This window comes from Tannerella serpentiformis (assembly GCF_003033925.1).
GTDB classification, from domain to species: Bacteria; Bacteroidota; Bacteroidia; order Bacteroidales; family Tannerellaceae; genus Tannerella; species Tannerella serpentiformis.
This window is the reverse complement of sequence record NZ_CP028365.1, coordinates 454,688-480,748: the sequence shown is the minus strand read 5'-3', so window position 1 is coordinate 480,748 and position 26,061 is coordinate 454,688. Positions and strand designations below refer to the sequence as shown.

19 protein-coding genes, 1 tRNA gene, 1 other RNA gene and 2 pseudogenes are annotated in these 26,061 nt (G+C 55.4%); 17 read left to right on the top strand and 6 right to left on the bottom strand.

Translation table 11 applies throughout. The features are described from left to right. Positions 1–76 precede the first annotated feature (76 nt). The 3 genes and pseudogenes from C7123_RS01945 to C7123_RS13570 form a co-directional block, all read left to right on the top strand. Positions 77–151: transfer RNA gene (locus C7123_RS01945), tRNA-Pro, on the top strand. Positions 152–833: 682 nt separating this feature from the next. Further along, complete coding sequence (locus C7123_RS01935; protein ID WP_107490561.1) at positions 834–1,346, top strand: hypothetical protein; 513 nt, start codon at positions 834–836, stop codon at positions 1,344–1,346. An 8-nt stretch (positions 1,347–1,354) separates the two neighbouring features. Continuing rightward, positions 1,355–1,888: pseudogene (locus C7123_RS13570) on the top strand (hypothetical protein); the annotation flags it as partial. Positions 1,889–1,951: 63 nt separating this feature from the next. Here the strand turns inward: C7123_RS13570 and C7123_RS13265 are convergent. After that, positions 1,952–2,116, bottom strand: a complete 165-nt coding sequence (locus tag C7123_RS13265) for a hypothetical protein (protein ID WP_237269258.1) — start codon at positions 2,114–2,116, stop codon at positions 1,952–1,954. On the opposite strand from C7123_RS13265, the pseudogene C7123_RS13565 reads away from it, so the two are divergent. From C7123_RS13565 to C7123_RS01925, 3 genes and pseudogenes are all read left to right on the top strand, one after another. Continuing rightward, positions 2,078–2,602 (top strand): annotated as a pseudogene (locus C7123_RS13565) (hypothetical protein); the annotation flags it as partial. The gene C7123_RS13265 and the pseudogene C7123_RS13565 sit on opposite strands and share 39 nt — an antisense overlap. Before the next feature lie 561 nt (positions 2,603–3,163). Further along, a complete protein-coding gene (locus tag C7123_RS01930) occupies positions 3,164–6,829 on the top strand; it encodes an RHS repeat domain-containing protein (RefSeq protein WP_069175604.1) in 3,666 nt (1,221 codons plus the stop codon). Between the two features lie 23 nt (positions 6,830–6,852). Then, positions 6,853–9,147 carry a T9SS type A sorting domain-containing protein gene (locus tag C7123_RS01925; RefSeq protein ID WP_107490560.1) on the top strand — a complete coding sequence of 765 codons (2,295 nt, stop codon included), beginning with the start codon at positions 6,853–6,855 and terminating at the stop codon, positions 9,145–9,147. Positions 9,148–9,645: 498 nt separating this feature from the next. Here the strand turns inward: C7123_RS01925 and C7123_RS01920 are convergent, their stop codons facing one another. Both C7123_RS01920 and C7123_RS01915 read right to left on the bottom strand, forming a co-directional pair. Next, the gene (locus tag C7123_RS01920) at positions 9,646–10,383 is read right to left on the bottom strand and encodes a helix-hairpin-helix domain-containing protein (RefSeq protein WP_069175602.1); all 738 of its coding nucleotides are present in this window, start codon (positions 10,381–10,383) and stop codon (positions 9,646–9,648) included. Between the two features lie 15 nt (positions 10,384–10,398). Beyond that, the gene (locus C7123_RS01915; protein ID WP_069175601.1) at positions 10,399–11,679 is read right to left on the bottom strand and encodes a DUF2851 family protein; all 1,281 of its coding nucleotides are present in this window, start codon (positions 11,677–11,679) and stop codon (positions 10,399–10,401) included. 530 nt (positions 11,680–12,209) lie between these two features. Between C7123_RS01915 and ssrA the strand changes: the two genes are divergently transcribed. Further along, positions 12,210–12,609, top strand: a transfer-messenger RNA (tmRNA) gene (gene ssrA / locus C7123_RS01910). A 240-nt stretch (positions 12,610–12,849) separates the two neighbouring features. Here ssrA and C7123_RS01905 read toward each other — a convergent pair. Next, positions 12,850–13,323, bottom strand: a complete 474-nt coding sequence (locus C7123_RS01905; protein WP_069175600.1) for a CYTH domain-containing protein — start codon at positions 13,321–13,323, stop codon at positions 12,850–12,852. A 5-nt stretch (positions 13,324–13,328) separates the two neighbouring features. Next, entirely contained in the window at positions 13,329–14,393 is a 1,065-nt protein-coding gene (locus C7123_RS01900) for a DUF2027 domain-containing protein (protein ID WP_069176401.1), read from the bottom strand. Positions 14,394–14,995: 602 nt separating this feature from the next. On the opposite strand from C7123_RS01900, the gene C7123_RS01895 reads away from it, so the two are divergent. The 5 genes from C7123_RS01895 (at position 14,996) to C7123_RS01875 (ending at position 21,183) form a co-directional block, all read left to right on the top strand. Further along, positions 14,996–15,289: a hypothetical protein gene (locus C7123_RS01895; RefSeq protein ID WP_069175599.1), complete on the top strand. Its 294-nt coding sequence runs from the start codon at positions 14,996–14,998 to the stop codon at positions 15,287–15,289. A 21-nt stretch (positions 15,290–15,310) separates the two neighbouring features. Beyond that, positions 15,311–17,878 (top strand): alpha-glucan family phosphorylase, encoded by a 2,568-nt coding sequence (glgP, locus tag C7123_RS01890; RefSeq protein ID WP_069175598.1) that lies wholly within the window; start codon positions 15,311–15,313, stop codon positions 17,876–17,878. Between the two features lie 3 nt (positions 17,879–17,881). After that, entirely contained in the window at positions 17,882–18,505 is a 624-nt protein-coding gene (locus C7123_RS01885) for a YciC family protein (protein WP_244905557.1), read from the top strand. Between the two features lie 152 nt (positions 18,506–18,657). Next, a complete protein-coding gene (gene pdxB, locus C7123_RS01880; protein ID WP_069175597.1) occupies positions 18,658–19,788 on the top strand; it encodes a 4-phosphoerythronate dehydrogenase PdxB in 1,131 nt (376 codons plus the stop codon). 24 nt (positions 19,789–19,812) lie between these two features. Further along, on the top strand, positions 19,813–21,183 hold the full coding sequence (locus C7123_RS01875) for an MATE family efflux transporter (RefSeq protein ID WP_069175596.1): 1,371 nt from the start codon (positions 19,813–19,815) through the stop codon (positions 21,181–21,183). Between the two features lie 330 nt (positions 21,184–21,513). Here the strand turns inward: C7123_RS01875 and C7123_RS01870 are convergent, their stop codons facing one another. Next, positions 21,514–22,461 (bottom strand): IS256 family transposase, variant Zn-binding type, encoded by a 948-nt coding sequence (locus C7123_RS01870; protein ID WP_455431913.1) that lies wholly within the window; start codon positions 22,459–22,461, stop codon positions 21,514–21,516. Positions 22,462–22,716: 255 nt separating this feature from the next. Here C7123_RS01870 and C7123_RS01865 point away from each other — a divergent pair, with 255 nt between their 5' ends. The 5 genes from C7123_RS01865 to C7123_RS01845 all read left to right on the top strand — a co-directional run bounded on the left by C7123_RS01865 (position 22,717) and on the right by C7123_RS01845 (position 26,059). Next, positions 22,717–23,979: a phosphoglycerate kinase gene (locus tag C7123_RS01865; protein WP_037983880.1), complete on the top strand. Its 1,263-nt coding sequence runs from the start codon at positions 22,717–22,719 to the stop codon at positions 23,977–23,979. Between the two features lie 132 nt (positions 23,980–24,111). Continuing rightward, entirely contained in the window at positions 24,112–24,519 is a 408-nt protein-coding gene (locus tag C7123_RS01860; RefSeq protein WP_069175593.1) for a LytR/AlgR family response regulator transcription factor, read from the top strand. Then, positions 24,516–25,193 carry an FHA domain-containing protein gene (locus C7123_RS01855; RefSeq protein ID WP_037983878.1) on the top strand — a complete coding sequence of 226 codons (678 nt, stop codon included), beginning with the start codon at positions 24,516–24,518 and terminating at the stop codon, positions 25,191–25,193. Before C7123_RS01860 ends, C7123_RS01855 begins: the two co-directional genes overlap by 4 nt. Before the next feature lie 138 nt (positions 25,194–25,331). After that, positions 25,332–25,553, top strand: a complete 222-nt coding sequence (locus tag C7123_RS01850; RefSeq protein WP_037983875.1) for a hypothetical protein — start codon at positions 25,332–25,334, stop codon at positions 25,551–25,553. Continuing rightward, complete coding sequence (locus C7123_RS01845; protein WP_069175592.1) at positions 25,550–26,059, top strand: FHA domain-containing protein; 510 nt, start codon at positions 25,550–25,552, stop codon at positions 26,057–26,059. The genes C7123_RS01850 and C7123_RS01845 overlap by 4 nt, the downstream gene beginning before the upstream one ends. Positions 26,060–26,061: the final 2 nt, after the last annotated feature.

Genomic DNA, 26,061 nt, shown 5'->3' with positions numbered 1-26,061 from the left:
GAAATAGTGCGCACGGGGTTTTGGTTAGTCGATTATCTTTCTACTTTTGCCGCGCATTCGAGAAAACGATGCAACGCGGGGTGTAGCTCAGCCCGGTTAGAGTACTCGTCTGGGGGGCGAGTGGTCGCTGGTTCGAATCCAGTCACCCCGACTAACTGGAAGGCCTCTCAAAGTCAGCATTCAAGCTGCTTTGAGGGGCTTTTTTCATGGCCATGAACGAGGCGGCGCCGCGCCTCTCCGCAGAGCCGTTTTCGGGTATTATGGGGATATTGGAGAGTGCCGCAATCGAGTGTTTATCGATCAACGTAGAACCGATAACTATTGAGAAGCTGTCATCAGAAAGTCTCTATTCGCGTGGGGGGGAAAGGAAGCCGGATACTTCTATCCATTGCCGGTTTGCGGCAAAAGAGACGATGTTCCACGAGTAGGGTGTTTTCAGGTATCGCTTTCGGGGCGGGGGCAGAGAATCGCGCGACATTACAGACGTCCGCAGAGGAACGAGAGAAGACCGCCTCTCTTCATCAGGAAAGCTCCCTCTTCTTGAGGATCCGATCTTTTCCCGGGTCATGAAAGCGAGGAGGTAATAGAGCCATTGTCACTCTCCTTATTCCTTTGGATTCAATGGTAGTAGTTTGACGGAATAGAAATCCATAAAAAAATAAAGCAGTACGTTGAAACGAAATAATTTGATTCCCTCTACGGCAAATTTTTGCCGACAAACATTCGGCTATCAAATGAACTACAGACATAAGACTAAAGTGAAGAATAAAAAGAGCTCCGATGTCAGATAAGGGGACTTCGGGGCAGATTCCAAATCAATAAAGTATTACAAAATGAAGAAGAGAAGAATCTCTGGTAGGACGTTCGCTATGGCCCTTGCGGCCACGACGTTTTTTGCAGCACCATCCTACGACGCTTGGGCCTCCAGCCCGGACGCCAGTGGACGGAACGGAGAGGCCAGCCTTCGGGCACCGCTATCCAACCCCGCAGTATCCGATGGTGATCTGCTTGGCACCTGGACCATCAACCGGGTGAAGGTCAAAAAGACCGTCGATGGTGTCTCCTCCGAGCGCACCTATTCGGCCGGTCAGAAGGTGGAGTCGTTCATTCCTTGCCCTCAAAGATGGAGGATGATGAATAGCAAGGAGTTGGAAATGTATTTTGAGGATGGGCGGAAAGAAGTGCTTGAGTATAAGTTGGGAGACGGACAGTTCTCCATCAACAGCTTGGGCGCCATTTTTGACTATTCGTATAGCGTGAATGGGAATACGATGACCTTAACGTCGATCTTTAAGTACGGCAAAGAGGAAGAACAATTGATCGTGGATTTGAAAAAGCAAAACTGATCGGGAGTATGAAGCGAATAATTACACTATTCCTCCTCTTGGTATTTGCGTGCTCTCTTGGTGCGCAAGTCGAGACGCGAGGGTCTGATTTCTGGATTACGTTCGGTAATAATGCAAACGCCCCATCGAATGGCGTATATCTGCAGTTGCGAATCGTAGCCAAACAAGCGGTAACGGGTCGGATTACGTTTACGGAGAACAACAAGGTTGTTCCCTTCTCAATCTCAGATAATGACGCGTTCAATTACACCCTGACTCAAGAGGATAGAGCTGCCTCCTACTCCCTTGAAACGAGGATAAGCAGCAAGTCTATCCGAATCCAAACGGACAATGATATTCCCGTGACGGTGTATGCCTTTAATACCTATGCGGCATTGGCTGATGCGACGAATTTGTTGCCTGTCCCCACACTGGGAAGCGATTATTATCATTTGGGGCGAGCTGCTGTTAATAGTAATTTTACTGACAACTACATGGTTGTAGCCACTCAGGATAACACGATCGTCTACGAGAATGGAAATGATGTGGCACACCTTTCAAAAGGGCAAGTCTATTTCAGACGAGCTGATAACATGAGCCAAGATTTGAGTGGACGTCACATCACCTCAAACAATCCGATAGCCTACTTCACAGCCCACAATTATCATCAGATAGATGGTGGTGGTGACAATATCTTCCAGCAATTGACCTCCACCGAAACTTGGGGTACCAAGTTTATTGTACCGGTCAGCTTGAGAGGTGTTGAATTGATTAGGATTGTTGCGTCTCATAATAACACCAAGGTTACGCAGACCGGGGCGGTACTCCCTAAAACGTCTACACCTGCTCAACAGACTTATACACTTAACGCCGGAGAGTTCGTAGAGCTTCAGATTTCATTAGCTAATAAGGGCTGCTATATCGAGAGTGATAAGCCAGTGCAAGTCTGCTCCTACATGGTGGGAATGAATTACAATAATGGTGCGGTTGGTAATGGTGATGAATCGCTTGTGTGGATTCCTCCTGTTGAGCAGTCTGTGCAAACAGCCTTGATTGCACCATTTGGTTCAGATAGGTTGTCGTCTCATTATGCATTGATCGTGACCCCTACCGCGACAAAAGAGAAAACGACCATTAAGATTGGGGCTGGACAGACGATGCTTTTGAGTAGTCAAAACGGTACGTGGTATGACAATCCGAGCTCCGGTATGTCATTCTACAACCTACAGCTTACGGAGTCTTCGGCCTCTTATCTGTTTGACAACGAAGAGGGCCTTATTGTTTATGGATATGGCTTTGGATCTTTCATATCCTACTACTACATGGCAGCATCATCCCTACGGCAGCTGAACCCTTCATTCTATATCAATGATGTCCATTTCCAAAATGCGAATGGGCAGACGTACTGCAATGGCTCGTTCAAATTCAAGGCTGAATTGAATTTCCCGCTAAGTGCGAATCCCGGACATATAAAATGGTATGTCAACGGAGTCGAAGAGCCCACCGCTCAAGATAAGATCGAATGGACGAAGTCGTCATTCCCATTGAAGACCCCTCAAGAGATCAAATTGGTCGTTATCGGAGAAGATGGAAAGCAGCTCACGATAAAATCTACGATAACAGTAGTAGATCCCAAACCATTGAAGATTACGGGTGACCGTTTTATCTGCCCACCTGCAAAAAATACGGTGTTGACAGCTGAAAGTGGTCCGACACGTTATCAGTGGTACTATAATGGCAATCCTATTTTAGGAGCCATAGAGAATACATACACGGTTACGTCGGATAAAGCGGGTCAATACTCAGTAATTGGCTCGTATGGTAAGTGCACCTCCCCGATGAGTGACACCGTAACCGTGGTAGACGGCTGCAACGCTACGCTCAATGTGACCTACAACGGAAACGGCAGTAACAGTGGCACGGTGCCGACGGACGAGAAGAGTCCCTATGTCGAGGATGCCGAAGTGACCGTAAAGGGCTTGGGCGACCTCAAGCGTACGGATGCTACGTTCATCGGTTGGAGCTTTACGCAGAAGCAAGGCGTCATCACCGCCAAGAGCGACGAGCCGACCGACCTGAAGAAGGAGAACGACAAGTTCACCATCAAGACCGATACGACGCTTTACGCCACATGGGCCGTCGATAAGAAAGGTCCCAATGGCAACGGTGACAATGTGCCCGACTACCTGCAAAACGGGGTGACCTACAACGGTAACGGTGGAACCGGTGCCGCTCCGACGGATGATAACCTCTACAACGCCAATACGCAGGTTGAGGTGAAAGATTCCGGCAGCCTCGTTCGTACGGGTGCAGCATTCGTCGGCTGGAGCTTCACGCAGAAAGAGCTGATCAAGAAGGCCAGCGAGGTGCCAAGCGACCTGAAGACGAAAGGCCAGAACTTCACCATTACCCAGGACACGACACTCTTCGCCGTATGGGGTGAGGACAAGACCGGCCCGAACGGAACCTCTGACGGTATCCCCGACTATCTGCAAAAGGGTCTCACCTACAACGGTAACAACCAAACCAGTGGCGACGCTCCGGTAGATAACAACCGCTATAACAGCGGCACGTCAGTAGCTGTAAAAGATTCCGGCACGATGGTTCGCACCGAGGCCGTGTTCCTTGGCTGGAGTTTCGCGCAAAAGGGTCTGATCACGCAGGCCGCGGATGAACCCGCAGACCTGAAGAAGACCGGTGCCCACTTCAACATCACGGCCGATACGACGCTCTTTGCCGTATGGGCAATCGACAAGACGGGCCCGGGCGGTACCCCCGACGGTAAGCCTGACTACAGCCAAGCCGGCGTGACCTACAAGGGCAACGACAATACCGGTGGTACGGCTCCGGTAGATTCGAAGCTTTACAATGACAACGACGATGTGAAAGTGCTCGATAAGGGTAGCTTGGTTCGTACGGATGCCGTCTTCCTCGGCTGGCTCTTCGAGCAGAAGCCTCTGATCACGAAGAAGGCTGATGTACCGGCAACGATCTACCAGAAGGATGCCACCTTCAAGTACTCGGCTAACCAGAAGACCCTCTTCGCACTCTGGGGAGAGGATAAGACTGGCCCGAACGGGACCTCTGACGGTATCGCTGACTACCTGCAAAACGGTGTCACCTACAACGGCAACAATCAGAGCAGCGGCGCGGCTCCCGTGGACGCTAACCGCTATAACAATGGTGAGAACGTAACGGTGAAAGATTCTGGTTCACTGGCACGCACCGAGGCTGTATTTATCGGCTGGAGCTTCACACAGAAACCTGTAATCACGAAGGCCGCAGATGAACCTGCCGACCTGAAGAAGAAGGGTGCTACGTTCGCAAGCACAAGCGATACGACGCTTTACGCTGTATGGGCAATCGACAAGACCGGCCCGAACGGTACGCCTGACGGTAAGCCGGACTATAGCCAGGACGGCGTGACCTACTATGCTAACGGTGGCACAGGCGACGCTCCGACGGACAACAGCCTCTATAACGACAATGACGAAGTGACCGCGAAGGATAAAGGCACCTTGGCACACACGGAGGCCGTGTTTATTGGCTGGCTGTTCAATAGCCACGCCTTGGTTACGAAGGCTGCCGATGTGCCGACAGGTCTGAAGCAATCCGGAGACAAGTTCAATTACTCGTCTACGACCAATAAGCTCTACGCTATCTGGGGTCAGGACAAGACCGGCCCGAACGGCAACTCGGATAATATCCCCGACTACCTGCAGAAGGGCGTTACCTACGACGGCAACGAGAACTCTACCGGTACAGCACCGACGGATGACAAACGCTATAACAGCAATGACGCAGTGACCGTCCTGGGCAAGAATGATCTGACCCGCGATAAGGCCGCGTTTGTTGGCTGGAGCTTCGGTAAGAAGTCGCTGCTGACCACGAAAGCCGAGCACGATGCAGTGACCGACCTGAAGAAGGAACACGAGACGTTCACCATCACCACCGACACGACGCTCTTCGCCGTATGGGGTAAGGACGAAACCGGCCCAGCTGGACAGAGCGATGATGTGCCCGACTACCTACAGATGGGTGTGACCTACGACGGTAACGGTGGCACAGGCACAGCGCCGACAGATGCCAACCGCTATGACAACAACGCAACCGTAACGGTGAAAGACAAAGAACAGCTGACCCGTAATCAAGCCGTATTCATCGGCTGGAGCTTCGGCGTGCATCCTTTGGTTGAGACGTCGGCCGCACAAAGTGCAATAACCGATCTGAAGCAGCCAGGTGGAACCTTCGCCATCACGGCCGATACGACGCTCTATGCGGTATGGGCAGTAGATAAGACCGGTCCGAGCGGCACACCAGACGGCAAGCCAGACTATAGCCAAGATGGCGTGACCTATCATGCTAATGGCGCCAGTGGCACGGCTCCGCAGGATGCCAACCTCTATAATAATGACGACCAAGTGACCATCAAGGATAAGGGCGACTTGACGCTTAACCAGACGGTATTTATCGGATGGCACACTTCAAGTGTATCTGTAGTGACAACTGCATCCGCTGTACCGGCCGACATGAAGCAGCCGAATCAGCAAGTGTCTTACTCATCCGCACTCGCAAACCTATACGCCGTATGGGGTGAGGATAAGACGGGTCCGAACGGTCAGAGCGACAATGTGCCCGACTACCTGCAGAAAGGCGTGACCTATGTTGGTAACGGCAATGACGGTGGTACGGCCCCTGTGGATAACAATCGCTACAATGACAGCATGATGGTTACCGTGAAGGGCAAAGGCACCTTGACGCGTACAAAGGCTGCCTTTATTGGTTGGAGCTTTAGCACCTCAAGTCTGATCACAGCCAAGGCCGATGAGCCAAGCGGTTTGATGAAGCCAGATACAGCCATTAGGATCACATCTGATCTGACCTTCCATGCCGTATGGGCTAAGGATGCCAACCAGAATGGTATCCCTGACTATGACGAAGTGTTTGTTACATGGAATCCGGGAGCTCAGCCTCGGGCCGGTAAGCAGAGGACTGAGCCCGTATCGAAAGGCACCCTTCAGTTCAAGGCCAACGGCTTTGCCATACGTGGTTATGTTCTGCTCGGATGGTCTGAACAAAAGAAGCCCGTGGTGACAAGTCAGGCAGCGGAGAATAGCCTATCCAATTTCCATAGGCTCGGAAGTCAGTACGACATTCAGGAGGATAAGAAGTTCTTCGCTGTATGGGCGATCGATAAGGACAACAATGGTTCACCTGATTACAATAATGCAGTGGTTGAGAAGCGCTCGCAATTGAGAATCTTGTCAGAGGATCAGACAGATCAGACAGCGCCCCAGCTTGAAGCAGCCGCCATCCGCGTATGGGCTCATGAGGGTGTGCTCTATATCGAGTCCGACCGTCGTACACGTGCAGAGGTCTACACCCGTAGCGGTGCGTTGTACAAGCGTATCGACGTAGCCGAAGGGCAGACACGCGAACCGCTCGCCGAAGGCTTCTATGTGGTAGTCATCGACGGCAAGACGCACAAAGTGATAGTGAAGTAAACCAAACCAAATTACAATGGAATATGATACGAACAAGTAAAAAGAATTGTTTGTGGGCTATGATAGCAACCTTCGGGTTGCTGTCCGCCCTCAATATCGGCTCGCTGCGTGCAGCCGATGTGACTTGGCGCCCGGGGGCCCAGCCTCGTGCGGGTGCACAAAGGACGGAGACGGTAGCCAATGGCATGCACCGGTTGACTCACAATGGCTACGGGATACGTGGCTATATGTTGCTCGGATGGTCCGATCGTAAATTGCCTGTGGTGACTTCTTCCTCTGCAGAGATGGGAATTGAGACGTTGCTCTATCGAGTGGGAGATGCTATCGATATACAATCCGATAGGACGTTGTATGCTGTATGGGCTATTGATAAAGACAACAATGGCTCTCCCGATTATAATAATGCGCGAAGAGAAGTGAAGGATCTGGCCCAGATCGAGAGAGGAATAGCTGAACGCGAAAGAAAAAAGCGGGCTGCCGAAACAGGTGCAGCACGTTATAACCTTCGAGCGGCAGCAGTCTCGCTTCCGAAATGGAATATTGATGATGATATACTAGCCTATAAAGACAACGTTTTTTACGTAGGCTGTGTGTATAATACGGATACACTCGAAGAGCACAATCTAAGAGAGACGATTATTTGCTGGAATAAGAACGAGAACGTTTTTGGCGGGCTAAAACTAGCTAGCATGAAAATGATAAAGGCAGCTCGTGACTTAGAGCTTGTTTTTGAATACGGAGGCGTATTGGAAGATTCTTGCTTAACGGGAGGCCGGGCTCAAAAACCCATCACGAGAATCCTGCTTCCGAGGGATTCTGCAGTACACACTTTAATCATGTGTGATCCGATACAGTTTACCCGGATCAAGGAGGATGGCGATGCGGTATTGAAGATGTACTTTGTCAGAAAGAAGACGGGTAACGGCCCCGATACGCTGGCGAACGATGCCTCGGATTGGGTGGTACCTCCCACTAATGCTTGGAGATACCCGGGGGTGGGTAATAGCCATCCGGCGTTATTCCCCCATCCTTTTTACAATGAGGAGACCGGTGAGCCATCCGATACGTTCACCGTTCGATTCAAGATCTACAACCAGCCAAAATTCGCTTCGAATATTATTCGCTCGCGAGTGCATTATCGCGACACGATGCGTTTGAATTACGGCTTTGTGAGCGGTACAGACACAAAGTATATGGTACGTAGCCTTGATGGAGGTTGGAACTGGCATCCGGCTGATTCGCCCCTGACCGATGTGGAGAGAGACTTGCTACAAGACGACAGTGTACGCGTCTGTCTGAGACAACTCGATTCAAAAGTCGGGCGATCAGCAGATCTAAAGCAAACTTATATGGACCCGAATAGATTTTACTATACCGGCGATACCCTTAATAGTCTTACCAATCTCCTGAATGGAGGTACTGAAGAGATAGCTTATAGAAGGAAGATGGGTATTCCATATTACAAATCATTGTTCGAAAGTCAGTCGGCTACCATTCAGAATGCTATCATAGAATATTATGAGGATGGTTCCTTTATGGGTATTGGTTCTGGAACTTGGGGCCCCCTTAGCGATGAAGATAAATACAACCCAGAGGGAGGTGAATTTTCGCAGGTATTAGACAACTTGCTCATGGACAATTTTCCTCTTCCTTCCGGTCACCCATTGGAAAATTTTGTGAGCAGAATTAATTACCCGCGAGGAACTGATCAGGCTTTAGATGCCATACTGAGAAGAAATCTGAATACGGTATTAGGTAAAGAACTGGCCGACAAGCAACTTGTCCCCGACTGGTGCCGTGATGAGAGCTACTGCTTCTATGTCAAGCGGGATGCACCTCCCGTTCATCAGCGCTCGGTGTTTATCCCGACGGTGGAAGGGGTGACGGTCGTTTCGCCGGGAGTTGGATACAGCTCGATACCTTCACAGAAGAACTTCACCTTCCGCGTCAAGTATGCCGGCGAACCGATGACGGTCACGGCTAAGCGTCTGATCGACGGTCGCACGGTGGAAGTGCTGACGGGTACGCGGAACGCAGATGGCGAATACGAATATGTGATTCGTCGCGTGATGCAAGACCTGACGCTGGAGTTCACCAAGACGGTGGCCAATACACTGGTAGATCAGCCGTCCGTATGGGCGAACAGCGGTGCGGTTCGCATCCACGCCCCGAAGGAGACGACGGTGCGCATCTACTCTGCTTCGGGTGTGCTGGTAAAGCAGGCCACGGTGCAAGGCGACAAGACGGTGCCTCTCGCTGCCGGTCTCTACCTCGTTGTCCTCAGCGACGGCACAACGCAGAAGGTATTGGTACAATAATCCAATCGTAACGCTACTCCGTCCCCCCCCCTCATCTTTTTGACGTGGGGGGCGGTATAAAAGAAGAAGCGGGCATGCCTATCCAAGGGCGTGCCCGCTTTCCTTTTCTATACGTGCCTCCAACACGGACGCCAAAAAATGAACCGGATTTTACACCAAAAACCGTTTGGGAGCCCGAAACTTGGGGCAGTTTCGCTTGCGTAAGCGTATGGGGGAGGATGGTCTGCACCCCTACGGAGATCAAAACCACGCGTGGGTGGGCTTTCCGTAGGGGTACAGAGATTAAAACCACGCGTGGGTGGGCTTTCTGTAGGGGTACGGAGATTAAAACCACACGTGGGTGGGCTTTCCGTAGGGGTACGGAGATTAAAACCACGCGTGGGTGGGCTTTCCGTAGGGGTACGGAGATTAAAACCACGCGTGGGTGGGCTTTCTGTAGATGTACAGGGGAGTAAGACCCCGCGCCCGGATCCCTACGGAGACGCCCCCGCTTCTTTCTTATTCGAACGACAGGTAGGGCTCGAGGCGTGCACGGTCGGCGTCGGAGAACTCCTCCAGCAGCGACAGCTCGCTCCAACCGCTGATGGGGCCGTTCTTGCGACGTAGGCGGACGATGACCTTCGCTTGGTAATAGTTGATGTAGGGGTGGCGCCGAAGCGAATCTTCCGATAGCCGGTTGACGGCCAGACGACGGATGAGTCGCGGATTGACGGTGAACCAGGGCGCCAGTTCGGCGTATTTCTCTTCGTCGACGCCGTAGACCTCGCTCAGCTGCTCCACGCGGGCAAAGCCACCGAGCAGGGCGCGAAACTTTGCGATCCGCCGCGCGTAATACGGCCCGATGCCAGGCACCTTTTGTAGGGCTACGGTGTCGGCTGCGTTCAGCTCGAGCGTCTGCCCCGGCGAGAGTTTTTCGCGGTGCGGATAGTGTGGCCGTCGGTCGGTCAGGCGCCGGACACGCTCCCCCAGACTCTCCCTGCGATACGAGCGACGGTAGGCCGTATGCCGCGGACGACTGTCGGACGGCGGCGAGGCATACGTGGGCCGGTCTGCCGCGCGAGTGTCGATCGGCGGCACTGTCTGTTCCGTGGCCACCGACGCTGCGGCCTGCTGCCGATCATAGAGGATGTCGCCCCAAATCAAAAGGATCAACCCGATGGCGATCAGGATGAGCAGTAGGATCAGGGCACGCCGTTCGCCGATGGAGAGGTAGAAGAAGTCTTTCCAGTCGTTCATGGCTTTAGATGCCGGCTATGCTAAGGAGTGCTTGATGAGGCCGAACGCGATGCGGCACGACAGGCAACGCTTCGGCTCGCAGTACTCGCGGCGGAGCTGTAGCAGGGCTTGCGAATCGGAGGCGTTGCGGGGACGGATACCGGCCTCGGTGAAGGGGCGGATGACGGCGTTGCGCTCCGGGGGCAGGCTGTCGAGGAGGCGCTGGGCGCGTTCGCAGTATTCGGGCACATTCTTCTGGAGACCGTAGGCGTAGAGGATCGGTACGACGGTGTTGATCAGCATCAGGCGGGCGGCGGAGGGGCCGAGGGAGGGCTTATGCGGCGGCGAGGGATAGTCGAAGTGGAAGTGCGTATTCCAATAGGCCGACAGTGGGACGTCGAAGCAGCGGCAGAGGCGGTCGGCCGAGGGATCCTCGAGTATCTCGGAGAAGAGCGTGTCGTTGTGCGCCCAGACGGAGGCGAGTTGCGCCACGCGGAGGTGAGGGAAGTTGAGGGGGCGGGTGCGGAAGTTCTTGAAGAGGTGGGCGTCGATCGGGCGAAGGCTGTACTTGGTGCGGAGGAAGTGGTATTCGCGCTGTAGGGTGCGGTAGTAGGCGTCGTCACGTGCGTCGCTGAGCATGCCCGCTTGGCCGAAGAGCAGGGCCTCGATTTGCACCGTGCTGTGGCGCTGCTTGCAGATGTATTTGAAGGGTAGCCCGGAGGCGAGCCACTCGAAGGCGTCGCTGTTGGTGCCAAAGCCGAAGTTGCGCGAGAGGGTGATGTAGAACGTTTCGTTCCAGTCGTTGTGTGTGCGCTCGAGGCGTCGGAAGATGTCGTTCGTTTTGCGTTTGAGGCGTTCGCCGACTAAGACCGAGAGCCAGCCGTAGAGCAACCGGTCGTCGAGTCCGCTGAGGCGATCGATGCAGGGGACGGCCTGCTCGCGCGAGAGCAACCAGTCGATGCTTCGGACAACGCGTTCGGGCACCCGTACGACGACCTGCGGGATGAGCGAGCCGTCGGTGCGACGGATCGGCGTGTCGGCCTCACCGACAACGTGCAGGATGACCGAGTCGTAGGCCGGATTCGTATCGTGCCCGTGCCGTAGCCAGTCCGACGAGCGTCCGTGGATCTCCACATTGCCCACCCAGGTGATGTCGTCCAGTTGCACTTTGGCGTTGAAGAAGTCGGGGCCGGCGTCGGTGTTGTGTATGCCGGGCGTGATGACGCGGAGCTGTTCGCCGTCCGTGGTCGTCCATTCCGGCGCGGCGTAGAGCTGGTATTTCCATGCGTAGTGAAGGATTTGTTCTTGAGTCGCCATGATGAATAAGGTTGTAAGCGTCGGGAGGAGCTCCACGTTTGGTAGCCGTAGAGCCTCTTAGAAGTCGTTTTGAAGTGAATGCTTGGAAAAAATGCCAGATCTGCTCTTACCCCCGAACGCGAATAAGGGCGCACGCTCCAGTCTGGAGGTGGCTTGTGTGACGTCGTACAACCACTTGACTACCGACTGTGTCGGTACGAGTCGTTCTCTCGGCGGCTTGGTGACACCTTTAATCTGAGTTTTGAATGGATAGACCATGATCTGTGTAATGGATAGGTGTTATTTCTATGGCCCCAAAAGTACGACGCCGAAGAGGTTCCGAGGCACTTGCCCGAAAAAGATTTTCGTGTAAAGCCCCGTGTGCAGTAAGAAAAGTCTACATGCGGATCGAGGCGCAGCACACAGACCCCGCGATCGTGTTATTCAAAAGAATCTATCTTTGCGCCCGTTGAAAGAGAAAGCCAGCCACGTCGAGGCGTCGACGGAGTGACAAGATCAAGGCTGCTTTTTCCAAGGTACAAACACATTTCGGGGCTGACCGGTTTTGACAGCGGGTAGAAGTGGTTTGTAAGCATGCAGTGCCTCGTTGGCCAGCACTCAAATCTCGGCTGATGAACAATTAACTGGCGAAGAATCTTACGCTCTCGCTGCCTGATTGAAGAACAGTAGGTCAAGGCTTAATCCTTACACAAGGTGTTTGGACGAGACATCACCCGGAAGCCGTGGCTTCGAGGCCGTCCGAATCGGTGGTGCAGCAATTTCGGAGATAGCCTGATGGACGTCCCGGACGTCAGGTGAAACTTTAGGGAATAAGGTTGCGGTTGGTGGCTCTGGTCTTGCCGCAGCACGAAAATGAAGGCAGAGATAAGCATGTAGAAAGCGGATCAATTCCTCGTTTGGACGAGAGTTCGACTCTCTCCAGCTCCACAAACAACGCTATAAGTATCAGCAAGTGATCGTGCGTTGCCACGGCCATTGCCACGTGAAGGGGTCTTCATCGAGAGATGGGAATGATTTTCAGATACACGTATATAGTGGCTCTATGACTGACATCATTAATCACAGTCAACGCTCGAGATCTCTTTCGTTCGACTTGAGGCGTGGTTAGCAAAAAGTCCTGCTGGTAGGAGACATGCTCCCGCCGGCAGGACTTTTCGCTTTCTCGTCTCACTATGCCCACTCCGTGTACGGTCGGGTGGAGAGCGCGGAGTTGTAATAGTGGGCGTCGCCTGTTACTTCACGACCCACCCACGGGGGTAATGTGAGCGGCTCGTCAGCGTCTTGGAGCTCGATCTCCGCCACCGTGAGCCCTGCGTTGGCGCCGCTGAAGACGTCCACCTCCCACGTGTGACCGTCGCCGCCGGGCACCAGATGGCGCACCTTCTCGATCCGGTGGCCCACACACATCGAGAGCAGCTCTTGGGCGTCGTCCACCGGGATCGGCTGCTCAAACTCGTACCGACTCCAGCCGCGCTCGTCCGGCGCACTCTTGATCGTCAGATAGGCCCTATCGCCCGCCCGACGCACGCGCACGGTACGCTCCGGATCGGTGCAGAGATAGCCCTGAGCAATGGGAATCGCGGCCGTCGCGTAGGGTATAAAGTCGCCCGCCACAAGGAATTTCCGTTCCGTCTCTTGTGCCATGACGCTCAGTGGATCTTGACCATCGTAGCCCCGAAACCATACTCCCGGAACGAGGCGTCTTGATACTCACACGACTTATACCGCGTCTTCAGCTCCTTCTCGATCGCCGCCCGCAGCACGCCCTCGCCTTTGCCGTGAATAAAGACGATCCGCTGCCCCTTACGGCCCGCATATTCCTCCATCACGGCGTGGAAACGGTCCACCTGATAGCGCAACATATCGCCCGGCGCCATGCCTGTCGTGTCGTCTAACAGCTGATGGATATGCAGATCCACCTCCACCGGGTCGTCGTCCCGTCGCTTGGGCTTCGAGGCCGCAGGCTGCGGCCGCCGACGATCCTCGCGCGCCTTGGTCATCATGGCCTCCTCCAGCTCGGCCACCGGGATCAGGAGCGGACGCTCCGGCACATCGTTGCGCACGATGGGCACCACGATCGCCCCCTCGTCGAAGTAGTCGTTCGGCGCAAAGCAGTGCAGCTTGTAAAACTTCACCGTGTCCAGCCGCAGCTCCACCGAGATGGCGTTCTTCAGCCCAAACGGCCGCCCCCGCTTGAAGGCGATCAGCTGCACGCAGAGCCGCTCCAGATCCCCGAGCTGCTCCTTGCCGAATTCCTCGAGGAAGATCCGCGTGTTCGGCTCCACCGTCCCCCCGGCGCGGAGCGTCCAGCTGCGGTTCGAGGCAGACATATAACTATAGGAAAGCTCGTAATTGCTCTCGTTGATCAGGTACGCCTCATAGCCACTCTCGACCAGGTTCTTCGGGTCGATCGGCAGGTAGGCCAGGCTCACGTTCAGGCACTCGCCGTCCGGCGTCTCCTCCGGACGATAGGCCGCCGGCCGAGGCTGAGCCGGCTCCGACCGCGGAGGCTCCGGAGCCGTCGGTCGCGTTGCACCGCCCGCCGCCGGTCGCTTCCCGTCGTCCACCACAACGCATTCGCTCACGAGCACAGGGTAGTCGAATCCATTTTCATCCTCCACCATCACCGTCTGCTTATCCTTCAAAGCCTTCACCACGCCCCCGCCCACACTGTTGAGGAAGCGCACCTTGTCACCTATTTTTATTCTGTTCATAATCTTGATCGTGAAATTGTTTGGCGCAAAGGACGGCTTTTCGCCCGCGCAACCCAAACCGTGCCTGTGAAGGCCTTGTCCACGGCCCGGAAAGTCCTGTCGGGCGACAAATTCGGGTTACCCGAAGTGCAGAAAGCCCCGTCACTCCACCCGATGCCGTTACCCTCTTACCGGTATGTCCCCACAGCTGGATTATCCGCATTGTCTTCCTTTACCTGATAAATAGCAAGTCACTTTTTTATACTGAACAGCTTTACTCAAAAATGAAAAAGTGACTTTTTATCATGGAGCAAAAATGATCAGGAATTAAATGGTGGCCTTTTTATACTGGATAAATCTCGTAGACTAATAAATTGTTGCTCTTTTATATCCAAGAGAATTTATTGGGTATAAAAAAGTCACCAAATAGATACCAATCATTTTTATTCAGAATAAACGAGTGACTTTTTATAACCCAATAGATTTTATCACTATAAACTGGCGACTGTTTTATAGCTAAGACATATTCTCAGGTATAAAAAGTGACCATTTAATTCCCGATCAATGTGAGACAACGGTAGAATTTCAACTGGTGGCCTTTCCTTGACCCAGACCGTGGCTTCGTGTCGGCTGGCGAGGCTTTACCCGACCTGAACCGTGGCTTCGTGTCGGCTGGCGGGGCTTTATCCGACCCGGACCGTGGCTTCGGGGCGGCTGGCGGGCCCTTCCCTGACTCGGATCGTGGCTTCGTGTCGGCTGGCGGGGCTTTACCCGACCCGGACCGTGGCTTCGGTGCAGATGATGGAGCCTCGCCTGACGAGGACAGCGATTTGATGGAGGCGTTTGGCCCCCTCTCGCCTCGTGTGCGACGCCTTTTTGCCTGCGGGGCCAATTCCCTCTACCTTTGCGGCGTCTAACTCAATCAAAGTGCATTACATATGACGAAAATTCAATCGAAACAATCCAACGAGCCGATCTGGAGAGACATCTATTCTCACTCCAAACTCCCGAAGCAATTATCCCCTTTGTATGAAATAGCCAGCAACCTCTGGTGGGTGTGGCACTACGAAGGGGCTAAACTTTTCGGTGAGATCTCTCCCGACTTGTGGAAGTCTACCGAGGGTAACCCCGTGCTGCTGCTCCAAGAACTGCCCCAGCGACGGATCGATGAGATACTGGCCGACAATGAGCTGATGATGAAAATCGACTGCGTCTATCAGCAATTCAAGGATTACATGGCCGAAGCGCCCGACACGTCGAAGCCCTCAATCGCCTATTTCAGCATGGAATACGGCCTGACGAACGTGCTCAAGATTTACTCCGGCGGCCTCGGTGTGCTGGCCGGTGACTACCTCAAGGAGGCCAGCGACAGCCACGTGGATCTCACGGCCGTCGGCTTCCTCTACCGCTATGGTTATTTCACCCAGACGCTGGCTATGGACGGCCAACAGATAGCCAACTATGAGCCGCAAAACTTCACCACCCTGCCGCTGGAGCAGGTGATGGAGGGTACGAATCAACCTTTCGTGCTCGAAGTGCCCTACCCCGGCCGCACGGTTTATGCACACGTCTGGAAGGTGAGCGTCGGCCGCGTGCCCCTCTATCTGATGGACACCGACATCCCCGAAAACAGCGAGTGGGACCGCTCCATTACGCATCAACTCTACGGTGGCGACTGGGAGAACCGCATGAAGCAGGAATACCTGCTGGGTATCGGCGGCATCCTGCTCCTGAACAAACTCGGCATCAAGCAGCAGGTTTATCACTGCAACGAGGGTCACGCGGCGCTGATCAATGTGCAGCGACTCGTGGACTATATCCACAACGAGAAGCTCGACTTCAACGAGGCTTTAGAGGTGGTGCGCGCCTCTTCCTTATATACGGTGCACACGCCCGTGCCCGCCGGCCACGACTACTTCGAGGAGTCGCTCTTCGGCAAATACATGAGCGAGTTCCCCGACAAGCTCGGCATCAGCTGGCAGGACTTTATCGACATGGGCCGCACCAATCCCGGCACCCCGGAGAAGTTCTGCATGAGCACCTTCGCCCTCAATACCTGTCAGGAGGCCAACGGCGTCAGCTACCTCCACGGCATCGTCTCCCGCAAGATGTTCGCCCCCGTGTGGAAGGGCTATTTCCCCGAGGAGCTGCATGTGGGCTACGTCACGAACGGCGTGCATCTGCCCACGTGGATGGCCACGGAATGGAAGAAGTATTGCGAGCGGACGTTCGACCGGAACTTCCTCGACGACCAGTCGAACAAGGCCATTTGGGATCCCATCCGCAATGTCCCCGACGGCGAGATCTGGGAGATCCGCAAGGCGCTCAAGAATAAGCTCATCGAATACATCAAGAACCAGTATCGCGACAACTGGCTGAAGAATCAAGGCGACCCCTCGAAGGTGATTACGCTGATGGAGAAGATCAATCCCGGCGCACTGCTGATCGGCTTCGGCCGCCGCTTTGCTACCTACAAGCGCGCGCACCTGCTCTTCACCGACCTCGACCGTCTGGCCAAGATCGTGAACAACGACAAGTGCCCCATTCAGTTTGTCTTCACCGGCAAGGCTCACCCGGCCGACGGTGGCGGGCAGGGACTGATCAAGCACATCGTAGAGATCTCTCGCCGGCCGGAGTTCCTCGGCAAGATCCTCTTCCTCGAGAACTACGACATGCGTCTGGCTCGCCGCCTCATCTCCGGCGTCGACATCTGGCTGAACACACCGACACGTCCGCTTGAGGCCTCCGGTACGTCGGGCGAGAAGGCTGAGATGAATGGTGTGCTCAACTTCTCCGTCCTCGACGGCTGGTGGTACGAAGGCTATAAGGAAGGCGCTGGCTGGGCGCTGACTTCGCAGCGGACGTACGACAATCAGCAGTATCAGGACCAGCTGGACGCGGCCACGATCTACCACCTACTGGAGGACGAGATCATTCCGCTCTACTTCGCCAAGAACAGCAAGGGCTATTCTCCGGAGTGGATCCAGTACATCAAGAACTCCATGTCGCAGATCGCACCGGAGTACACGATGAAGCGCATGCTGGACGATTACGTGGCGCGTTTCTACTCCAAGCTGGCGGTGCGTGCCGCACGCTTAGAGAAGTCCGACTTTGCCGAGGCGCGTGAGATCGCCGCATGGAAGCGGGAGGTGGCCGATCACTGGAACGAGTTCGAGGTCGAATCGTTCGACTATCAAGACGACGCCGCTCACCCGACCGTAGGCGAGGAGTACGACATCCGCATCGTGATCGATCGCAAGGGCCTCAAGAGCATGCTTGGCGTGGAGATCGTCTACACGAAGGAGAATCCGGAGAATCATCAGACGGAGCTCGTCACCGTGGCACCCTTCACGCTGAAGAAGGAAGTGGGATCGAAGCTCTACTTCGAACTCCATAAGAAGGCCGCCGTCTACGGCCACATGCGCGTCGGCTTCCGCGTCTATCCCGTCAATCCGAAGCTGCCGCACCGCATGGACTTTGCCTACGTGCGCTGGATTCAACCCTAAACAATGGCACAATTCATGGAACGAAAACTCATTATCTCCGACCTTCTGCGGAAGGCGTGGCAGAGCCTCGTGGCTCAGATATGGGTGCTTGCAGGGCTGGTGATCGGTTACACGATCATCAGCCTCTTGCTTACATGCACTATGCCTTACGTCGGCTTCCCGGGTCGCACGGCGCTCGGGGTAGCCAACACGCTCTTCACGCTGGTCTTTGCGCTGGGCTATCTCAAGAACCTCTTTCAGGCGCTCGACGGCGAGGAGCCGCAATTTTCGGCTTACGGACAGATGTCGCGCAAGGTGTTTGCTCTGCTCTTTGCCTATATCCTTTATTGGACGATTGTCAGCATCGGGCTGGTGTTGCTCATCGTGCCGGGTATCTACGTCGGCCTGCGACTGGTGTTTGCACCACAGATCATCGTGGAAGAGAACGCCGGCGCGTTGTCGTCGCTTAGGCGCAGCTGGGAGATCACGCGTGGCGCTACGGGACAAGTCTTCAAGCTCGTGCTCGCCGGCTGCGGTATCATGTTGCTGGGACATATAGCCTTCGGCGTAGGCGTCTTTGCGGCTATTCCGCTCGCGCATTTGATGATGTGCGCGGCGTACCGGCAATTAATTATTCGAGGGCAATGACTCCAGTACCCGGCCAACTTCCCCGCCCCCTACTTCTCCTTTTCTTGTCTTGACACAAGAAAAGGAGCAAAAGAAAGTCAAGGCGGCTGCGGCCGCCGGCGAAGTTGGCCGGGTACCCGATAATCATAGACAATGAATCATTCAACAAGAAGATGAGAATCATCGCTGACGATAAGATCCCTTTTCTGCGGGGTGTGATGGAACCGTATGCCGACATTGCCTACTTGCCCGGCGCTGCGATCTCGGCTGACGATGTGCGTGACGCGGATGTGCTTTTCACTCGTACCCGCACGCATTGCGACGCGTCGCTGCTTGCCGGCAGTCGCGTTCGCCTGATTGTCACCGCGACCATCGGTTTCGACCATATCGATACGGATTACTGCCGACGCGCTGGCATCCGCTGGGTGAACGCGCCCGGTTGCAACGCCGCCTCTGTCCGACAATATATCGCCGCCACACTTGTCACCATCGTCCGCCAACGGGGCCTGCGACTTACTGACACGACGCTTGGCGTCATCGGCGTGGGGCACGTCGGGCGAGGCGTGGCCGACGCGGCGCAGGCACTCGGCATGCGCGTCTTGCTCAACGATCCGCCCCGTGAGGAACGCGAGGGCAGCGACGCCTTTACGTCGCTCGACGAACTGCTCCGACAGAGCGACATCATCACCTGCCACACGCCGCTGACGGCCGATGGCCCGTATCCGACGCGCCACTTAGCTGATGCCCGTTTCTTCGACCGGATGCGTCGCGGCGCCGCCTTCATCAACTCCTCCCGCGGACCGGTTGTCGACAGCGCGGCTCTCCGTGAGGCTGTGCAGAGCGGTCGACTCGCGGCCTTTATCCTCGACACGTGGGAAGGCGAACCCGATATCGATCGCACGTTGCTCCGCAATGCGCTTATCGCCACGCCCCACATCGCCGGTTATTCGGCCGACGGAAAGGCCAACGGTACGGCCGTTTGCGTGCGCACGTGCAGCCAAATGTTCGGCATTGACGCCCTCGCGGACTGGTTCCCGCCCACCCTCCCCGCGCCGCCTATGCCGACGGATTTTGCGCTCGACGCCATCGGCCGCACGGACGAGGATGTCTTTTACGAAGCTGTCACCCACACTTATCCGATCGAGGCCGACAGTGCCCGACTGAAAACGTCGCCCGAGACGTTCGAGCGCCAACGCGGCGACTATTGGATCCGACGCGAGTTCCCCTGCTTCCGCCTGTGCCTCACCGGTGCGAGCCGACGTGCGGAGGAGGGCCTACGCCGACTTGGTTTTCGGGTCGATTAATAAGCAAGCTGCCGCGACCCACCGATGACTTTGAAGTTCACCCCGACTGACCGCGAGATCCTGCGTTTGGCGCTGCCGAACATCGTCTCGAACATCACCATCCCGTTGCTGGGCATGGCCGACACCGCGATCGCCGGGCGCATCGGCGACGACGCCAACATCGCCGCCCTTTCCGTCGGCACGACCATCTTTTCGATGATCTACTGGAACTGCGCCTTCCTACGCATGGGCACCGGCGGCATCACCGCCCAGGCCTACGGAGCCGGCCAACCGGGCGAATGTGCCAACATGCTCGCGCGTTCCGTGTGGGTGGCCGCCGTGCTTGCGCTGCTTTTGCTCGCCTTCCAACGCCCCATCGGCCACGCCTCGCTCGCCCTGATGCAGGCCGGCGACCACGTCAACGCACTCGCTGCCGACTACTTCTTCGCCCGCGTTTGGGCCGCGCCCGCCTCCGTCCTGCTCCTCTCGCTCCAGGGCTGGCTGATCGGCATGCAAGACGCCCGCACGCCCATGTTCATCGCCATCCTCTCGAACGTCGTCAACGTCGTCTTTAGCCTTTGGTTCGCGCTCGGGCTCGGGTGGGGCATCGCCGGCGTGGCTTGGGGGACGGTCGTGGCGCAATACACCGGGCTGCTCGTCGCCCTCGTTTTCCTATGGGTCAAATACCGCGGCTATTTGCGGCTCATTGACCTCCGCGCCTCGCTCAGTCTGGCGCCGCTCGTGCACTTTCTGACCGTCAACCGCGACATCTTTCTGCGCACCCTCTGCGTCGTCACGGCCTACACCTTCTTTACCGCGGCCTCGGCGCGTTTCGGTGACACGATACTGACGACAAACGCCGTGCTGATGCAGCTTTTTACGCTCTTCTCCTACCTCTCCGACGGCTTTGCTTACGCCGGCGAAGCACTCTCAGGCCGCTTCGTGGGCGAGCGTAACGCTGAGGCGCTGCGCCGTTTCATCGGTCGCTTGATGGGTTGGTCGCTCGTCATTGCCGGCCTCTTTATCGGGGTGTACGCCCTCTGCTGGCGGCAGATCTTGGCCATCTTCTCCCCCTCGCCCGCCATCATCGCGACGGCCGGGCGCTACATCGTGTGGATCATTGCCGTGCCACTCGTCGGTGCCGTCCCGTTCATGATCGATGGCATCATGATCGGCGCCACCCGCACCCGCATCCTGCGCAATACGGTCTTCTATGCCCTCGTGCTCTACCTCGCCGTTTTCTACGCCCTTGCGCCGTGGATAGGCAACGACGCCCTGTGGATCGCCTTCCTCACCTTCCTCTTCGCCCGCGGCTTCTTCCTTTACGTCTGTTCAGGCCGCCTCAACGTAGAGCGGATCATCGGCGGATCGACTGCGGCTACCGGCAAACTTCGCCGGCCGGCGCACCGGCCTTGATCTTCTTTTGCTTCTTTTCTTCTATCAAGAGAAGAAAAGAAGGGCTGCGGCCGCTGGCGAAGTTTTCTTCGTCACGTTTCGGATACATTCCGTACCCGGCCAACTTTGCCGGCCGGCGCACCGGCCTTTTTCGCGCGATTTCCTCAGGCAATTGGCTGAAAAAGTTTTGTGGCGGGCGATTTCCTGAGGAAATGGGCCGAAAAAGTTTGTGGCGGGCGATTTCCTGAGGAAATGAGCCGAAAAAGTTGGCTTAAGGGTCAAATATGTTCCTGCGGAGTGCTATAACACACTGTGAGTCTCATTAAGGGTCAAATATGTTCCTGTGATGGTTCAACTCTCGTTTATAGGACAGGGGTTGTAAGCTATTATAATGGCCTGAATAAGTCTTTGCTTTCTTTCCCGAGAGATTCCACGATGCAAGCGCAATTTCGTCTTCAGGGAAGCATTCAGTGACTCCAATGCATTATTGGTGTTTGGTAGGCCTAACTCCGGAAAGCATTGGTAGGTATAGAGAATATCTAAGTGCCTTGTTAAGCTAAAATAAGCGGCCCTTAAACGCCGATGGGTATAAGTGAAAGACGCTCCATTTTCTGAGAATGTTTTCTCTTCCAAGTATGCCTTCCACTGCTCATGCCATTGTGCTAACAAACCAGCAAACTGTTTTTTGTCGGATTGTGTAAGCTGTAGGCCGATCTCTTTCAGCGCAATAGAGGCCGGATGTTTTGGATGATTGGTGAGCAGCTGTCTGATACGCTGTATTTGATGGAATTGACAGTATTGGTAAGGGATTGGTGCTAAGGCTTTTCTCAGTCCAGAGAGTCCATCAGAAATGACTCCGCTCACCCGTATTCCTTGTCTTTTGAGATAAGCTATTCCTGCCAAGTAATCTTCTATACGCTCCTTTCGATAAATGAATCTGAAATGAAGGACGCGATGGGTGGCTACATCCATGAAAAGTACTACGCCAAAGTTTCTACCCCAGTATGTGGTATCCATTTGAAGCGCCACAGTTCGAGGTGCTATAGAGGTAGAACTGAGAGGGAAATTTTTCATACGACGCTTTACTGTAGAACAAGATATACCCAATCGCTCTGCGATCTGTGCAATGGTGTAGGTACCTTGAGCATAGTACTGATAAACTGCTGAAGAATCTACACGCGAACGACCACTGAAGTAGTGTCTACAGCTATGGCAGAACCAATAAGACGCTCCATTTCGTGTGCCTTTACGTATCACATCTTTTGATCCACAATGGGGGTACTTTTTTTCGAGTTTGATCTCTCATAATACTATGAGATACAACATATGCATGACTCACAGTGTGTTATAGCACCCCGCAGGAACATATTTGACCCTTAAGCCAAAAAGTTTTGTGGCGCGCGATTTCCTTAGGCAATTGGCAGCCCTCCGCTCGGCGGGATTTTTCGTTCCCACTTTTTCGATTTTCACCCATTCCGGTTATACATTTGCACCCGTCAGAACGAACGATACGTAATGAGTATAAGATAGTTATCACATATAAAACAACAAGGTATGCAGACCATTGATTCATTTGATTTTGCCGGTAAGAAGGCATTCGTGCGGGTCGACTTCAACGTCCCGCTCGACGAGAATTTCCACATTACGGACGATACGCGCATCCGCGCCGCCCTGCCCACACTGAAGAAGATCCTCGGCGACGGGGGCAGCGTCGTCATCGGCTCGCATCTGGGGCGGCCCAAAGGCAACGACGACAAGTTTTCGCTCCGGCACATCCGTGCGCATGTGGCTGAGCTGCTTGGCGTCGATGTGCAGTTTGCCAGCGATTGCGTCGGCGAGGAAGCCGAGCTTAAAGCCTGCGCCCTGCAGCCGGGTGAGGCGCTGCTGCTGGAGAACCTCCGCTTCCACGCCGAGGAGGAGGGCAAGCCGCGCGGCCTGGCTGACGACGCCTCGGACGAGGTGAAGGCCGCCGCCAAGAAGGAGATGAAAGAGAAGCAGCGCAAGTTTGCCGAGACGCTGGCCTCCTACGCCGACGTCTACGTCAACGACGCCTTTGGCACCGCTCACCGCGCTCACGCCTCGACGGCGCTCATGGCCGACTGCTTCGACGCGGATCACAAAATGTTTGGTTACCTGATGGAGAAAGAGGTGCGCGCCGTCGAGAAGGTGCTCAACGACATCAATCGGCCCTTCACCGCCATCATGGGCGGCTCGAAGGTGTCGTCGAAGATTGAGATCATCGAAAACTTGCTCGGCAAGGTGGACAACCTCATCATCTGCGGCGGCATGACGTACACGTTTATGAAGGCCCTCGGCGGTAAGATCGGCAGCTCCATCTGCGAGGACGATAAGCTCGACCTGGCCCTCTCGCTCATCGAAAAGGCCAAGGCGCGCGGCGTGAAGCTCGTCCTGTCGAGCGATTCGAAGATCGCCGACCGCTTCAGCAACGACGCCAACACGGCCATCGCGCCGAACAACAACATCCCCGACGGCTGGCAGGGACTCGACATCGGCCCGGAGACGGAGCGCGAGTTTGCCGACGTCATCCGCAGCTCGAAGACCATCCTCTGGAACGGCCCCACGGGCGTGTTCGAGTTCGACAACTTCTCGCATGGTTCACGTGTCGTGGCCGAGGCCATCGTCGAAGCCACCAAGGCGGGCGCCTACTCGCTCGTGGGCGGCGGCGACTCCGTGGCGTGCATCAATAAGTTCGGTCTGGCCGACGGCGTGTCGTACGTCTCGACCGGCGGCGGCGCCCTCCTCGAAGCCATCGAGGGCAAGGTGTTGCCCGGCATCAAGGCGATCCGCGGATACTGATCTGCCCGTTGCCTAATAGATATGTATAGCAAGAGAGGGGAGCTGTCCGTCCGGGGGTGGTTCTCCTCTCGGTTTTATGGGACATCTTTGCCCGCCCAAATCGAAAAGGAAATAAACCACACATCGACACGTATGGATCGACATCTGATTATCAAAACAAGAGACGAACTGCTCCGGCTACGCATCAACAACATCCTCTACCTCGAGGCCGACCGCAACTATACCCGTCTGCTGCTCACCGAAGGCATCCAGTTCACCTTCGCCATCAACCTCGGGCGCATCGAGGAAATGCTCAACAAACAAACCGCCGGATCCAATTCCCCCCTCGTCCGCGTCGGGAAAAGCTACATCGTCAATAAGAACTACATCCTGCACATCAATCTGCCCAAGCAGAAAATGCTCATGCTCGTGCCCGGCGGCAAACCTCGCGAGCTGGTCATCTCGCGCGATCCGCTGAAGATGATGAAGGATCGTCTGGAGCAAGAAGCCCTGGCTGGCACCGCCACGCCCACCCCGTCAACCGCCGCTGAGAAGCCATGAGCCAGGCCACGATCCGCATCGGTAAATCCACCGACAACGACTACGTCATCCCGGCCGATGCGCCCGGGGTCAGTCGCCATCACGCCCGTCTCGTCCGCGAGGTCGACGGCCGACTCTTCATCGAAGACGCCGACTCGGCCAACGGCACCTTCGTCAATGGCGATCGCATCGTCCGCAAGCGCCTCGGCGCGTCCGACACCGTCACCCTCGGCGACACCTACACGCTCGACGTCCGCGAAGCCCTCAAGTTCGACAACGACTACACCGCCGAGTTCGCCGCCCTCAAGCCCATCTACGACGGCTACATCCGCCGCAAGATCCGCATCCAGTCGTCCAACCAATTCAAGACGCGCCTCTTCCAGACCTTACCCTTCGCCGCTGTCGGCATTGTCGGGCTGATCGTCGGCTCCGTGGGGCGGAGCCATCGCGTCGTCTTCCTCGTTAGCCTCGTGCTCACCATCGTCGCTCCGTTGCTGGGCGTCTACCTCGGTGCGCGCCAGTCGGCCAAGATCCCCGCGCTGCTCCAAGACCTGGCCAACCAATTCAAAATAGATTACGTCTGCCCCAAGTGCGGCACCTTTTTGGGCGAGATCCCGTGGGAGTCGCTGGCCAAAAAGAAACGATGCCCCACGAACGGTTGTCGTGCCAAATGGGTAAACGACAACAAGCCGTAAAGCCCCTACGGCGGGTGTAATTGGTACATAAACGTCTGCTTTTTGTACGTTATGAATCCCGTGGGACGGCTCGAGGCCGGCAATCGTCCTACTTTCGTCACCGATTTCTAATTGATAACGATGTAATTATACAGCACAATGGACGAGCAAACTTTTGTTTCAATAGACAGCGATCTGGCCGACGTGGTGATGATCGACATGGACAATGATGCGGACCACAGTTTCGTGATGGTGGACGACGCAGCGCAGGCAATGGATTTTATTACCCTCTCGGACGACGCCGAGTTCTCCACCGCGGACGACATTATCGACATCGCCTCCGACATGGATGACGCCGCTGACATCTCCATCTTCTCATGATACCCGTCAAATGCCCGCATTGCCGGACCGGCCTCAAAGTCGACGAAACGAAAATCCCCGAGGGCATCACCTCTTTCAAATGCCCGCAATGCAAGCACGACATCCCCGTATCATACTTAACCCAGCGAGCTGCTGACGGCGGCTCCGAAACCGTCCTTCTTAGGCCGGTTGAAAAGCGGCAAGGGCGGATCACTGTCCTTGCCGCTTTTGATACGCCCGAACAGGTCTTCCCCTTAAGCGAGGGCACGCACATCGTCGGGCGTAAATCTTCGACCACAGAGGCCGCGATCGCCATCGAAACGTCCGACCGCACCATGAGCCGCAGCCACGCACGGATTGACGTCCGTCGGGATCGCCGCGGCAACCTCATTCACACGCTCTCGGACTGCCAAAGCAAGAATCACACGCTCTACAACGGCGTCCCACTGGGCGCGGGCGAGACCGTCGTCCTCAAGGACAACGACGAGCTGCGGCTGGGCCGAACCACGCTCCGATTCAATTTCTGAAA

Bases quoted from the DNA above. Each gene is read 5' to 3' on its own strand.
- C7123_RS01935 (WP_107490561.1), top strand. From the start codon at position 834: ATGAAGAAGAGAAGAATCTCTGGTAGGACGTTCGCTATGGCCCTTGCG.
- C7123_RS13265 (WP_237269258.1), bottom strand. From the start codon at position 2,116: ATGAGACGCAACAATCCTAATCAATTCAACACCTCTCAAGCTGACCGG.
- C7123_RS01930 (WP_069175604.1), top strand. From the start codon at position 3,164: ATGAGTGACACCGTAACCGTGGTAGACGGCTGCAACGCTACGCTCAAT.
- C7123_RS01925 (WP_107490560.1), top strand. From the start codon at position 6,853: ATGATACGAACAAGTAAAAAGAATTGTTTGTGGGCTATGATAGCAACC.
- C7123_RS01920 (WP_069175602.1), bottom strand. From the start codon at position 10,383: ATGAACGACTGGAAAGACTTCTTCTACCTCTCCATCGGCGAACGGCGT.
- C7123_RS01915 (WP_069175601.1), bottom strand. From the start codon at position 11,679: ATGGCGACTCAAGAACAAATCCTTCACTACGCATGGAAATACCAGCTC.
- C7123_RS01905 (WP_069175600.1), bottom strand. From the start codon at position 13,323: ATGGCACAAGAGACGGAACGGAAATTCCTTGTGGCGGGCGACTTTATA.
- C7123_RS01900 (WP_069176401.1), bottom strand. From the start codon at position 14,393: ATGAACAGAATAAAAATAGGTGACAAGGTGCGCTTCCTCAACAGTGTG.
- glgP (WP_069175598.1), top strand. From the start codon at position 15,311: ATGACGAAAATTCAATCGAAACAATCCAACGAGCCGATCTGGAGAGAC.
- C7123_RS01885 (WP_244905557.1), top strand. From the start codon at position 17,882: ATGGCACAATTCATGGAACGAAAACTCATTATCTCCGACCTTCTGCGG.
- pdxB (WP_069175597.1), top strand. From the start codon at position 18,658: ATGAGAATCATCGCTGACGATAAGATCCCTTTTCTGCGGGGTGTGATG.
- C7123_RS01875 (WP_069175596.1), top strand. From the start codon at position 19,813: ATGACTTTGAAGTTCACCCCGACTGACCGCGAGATCCTGCGTTTGGCG.
- C7123_RS01865 (WP_037983880.1), top strand. From the start codon at position 22,717: ATGCAGACCATTGATTCATTTGATTTTGCCGGTAAGAAGGCATTCGTG.
- C7123_RS01860 (WP_069175593.1), top strand. From the start codon at position 24,112: ATGGATCGACATCTGATTATCAAAACAAGAGACGAACTGCTCCGGCTA.
- C7123_RS01855 (WP_037983878.1), top strand. From the start codon at position 24,516: ATGAGCCAGGCCACGATCCGCATCGGTAAATCCACCGACAACGACTAC.
- C7123_RS01850 (WP_037983875.1), top strand. From the start codon at position 25,332: ATGGACGAGCAAACTTTTGTTTCAATAGACAGCGATCTGGCCGACGTG.
- C7123_RS01845 (WP_069175592.1), top strand. From the start codon at position 25,550: ATGATACCCGTCAAATGCCCGCATTGCCGGACCGGCCTCAAAGTCGAC.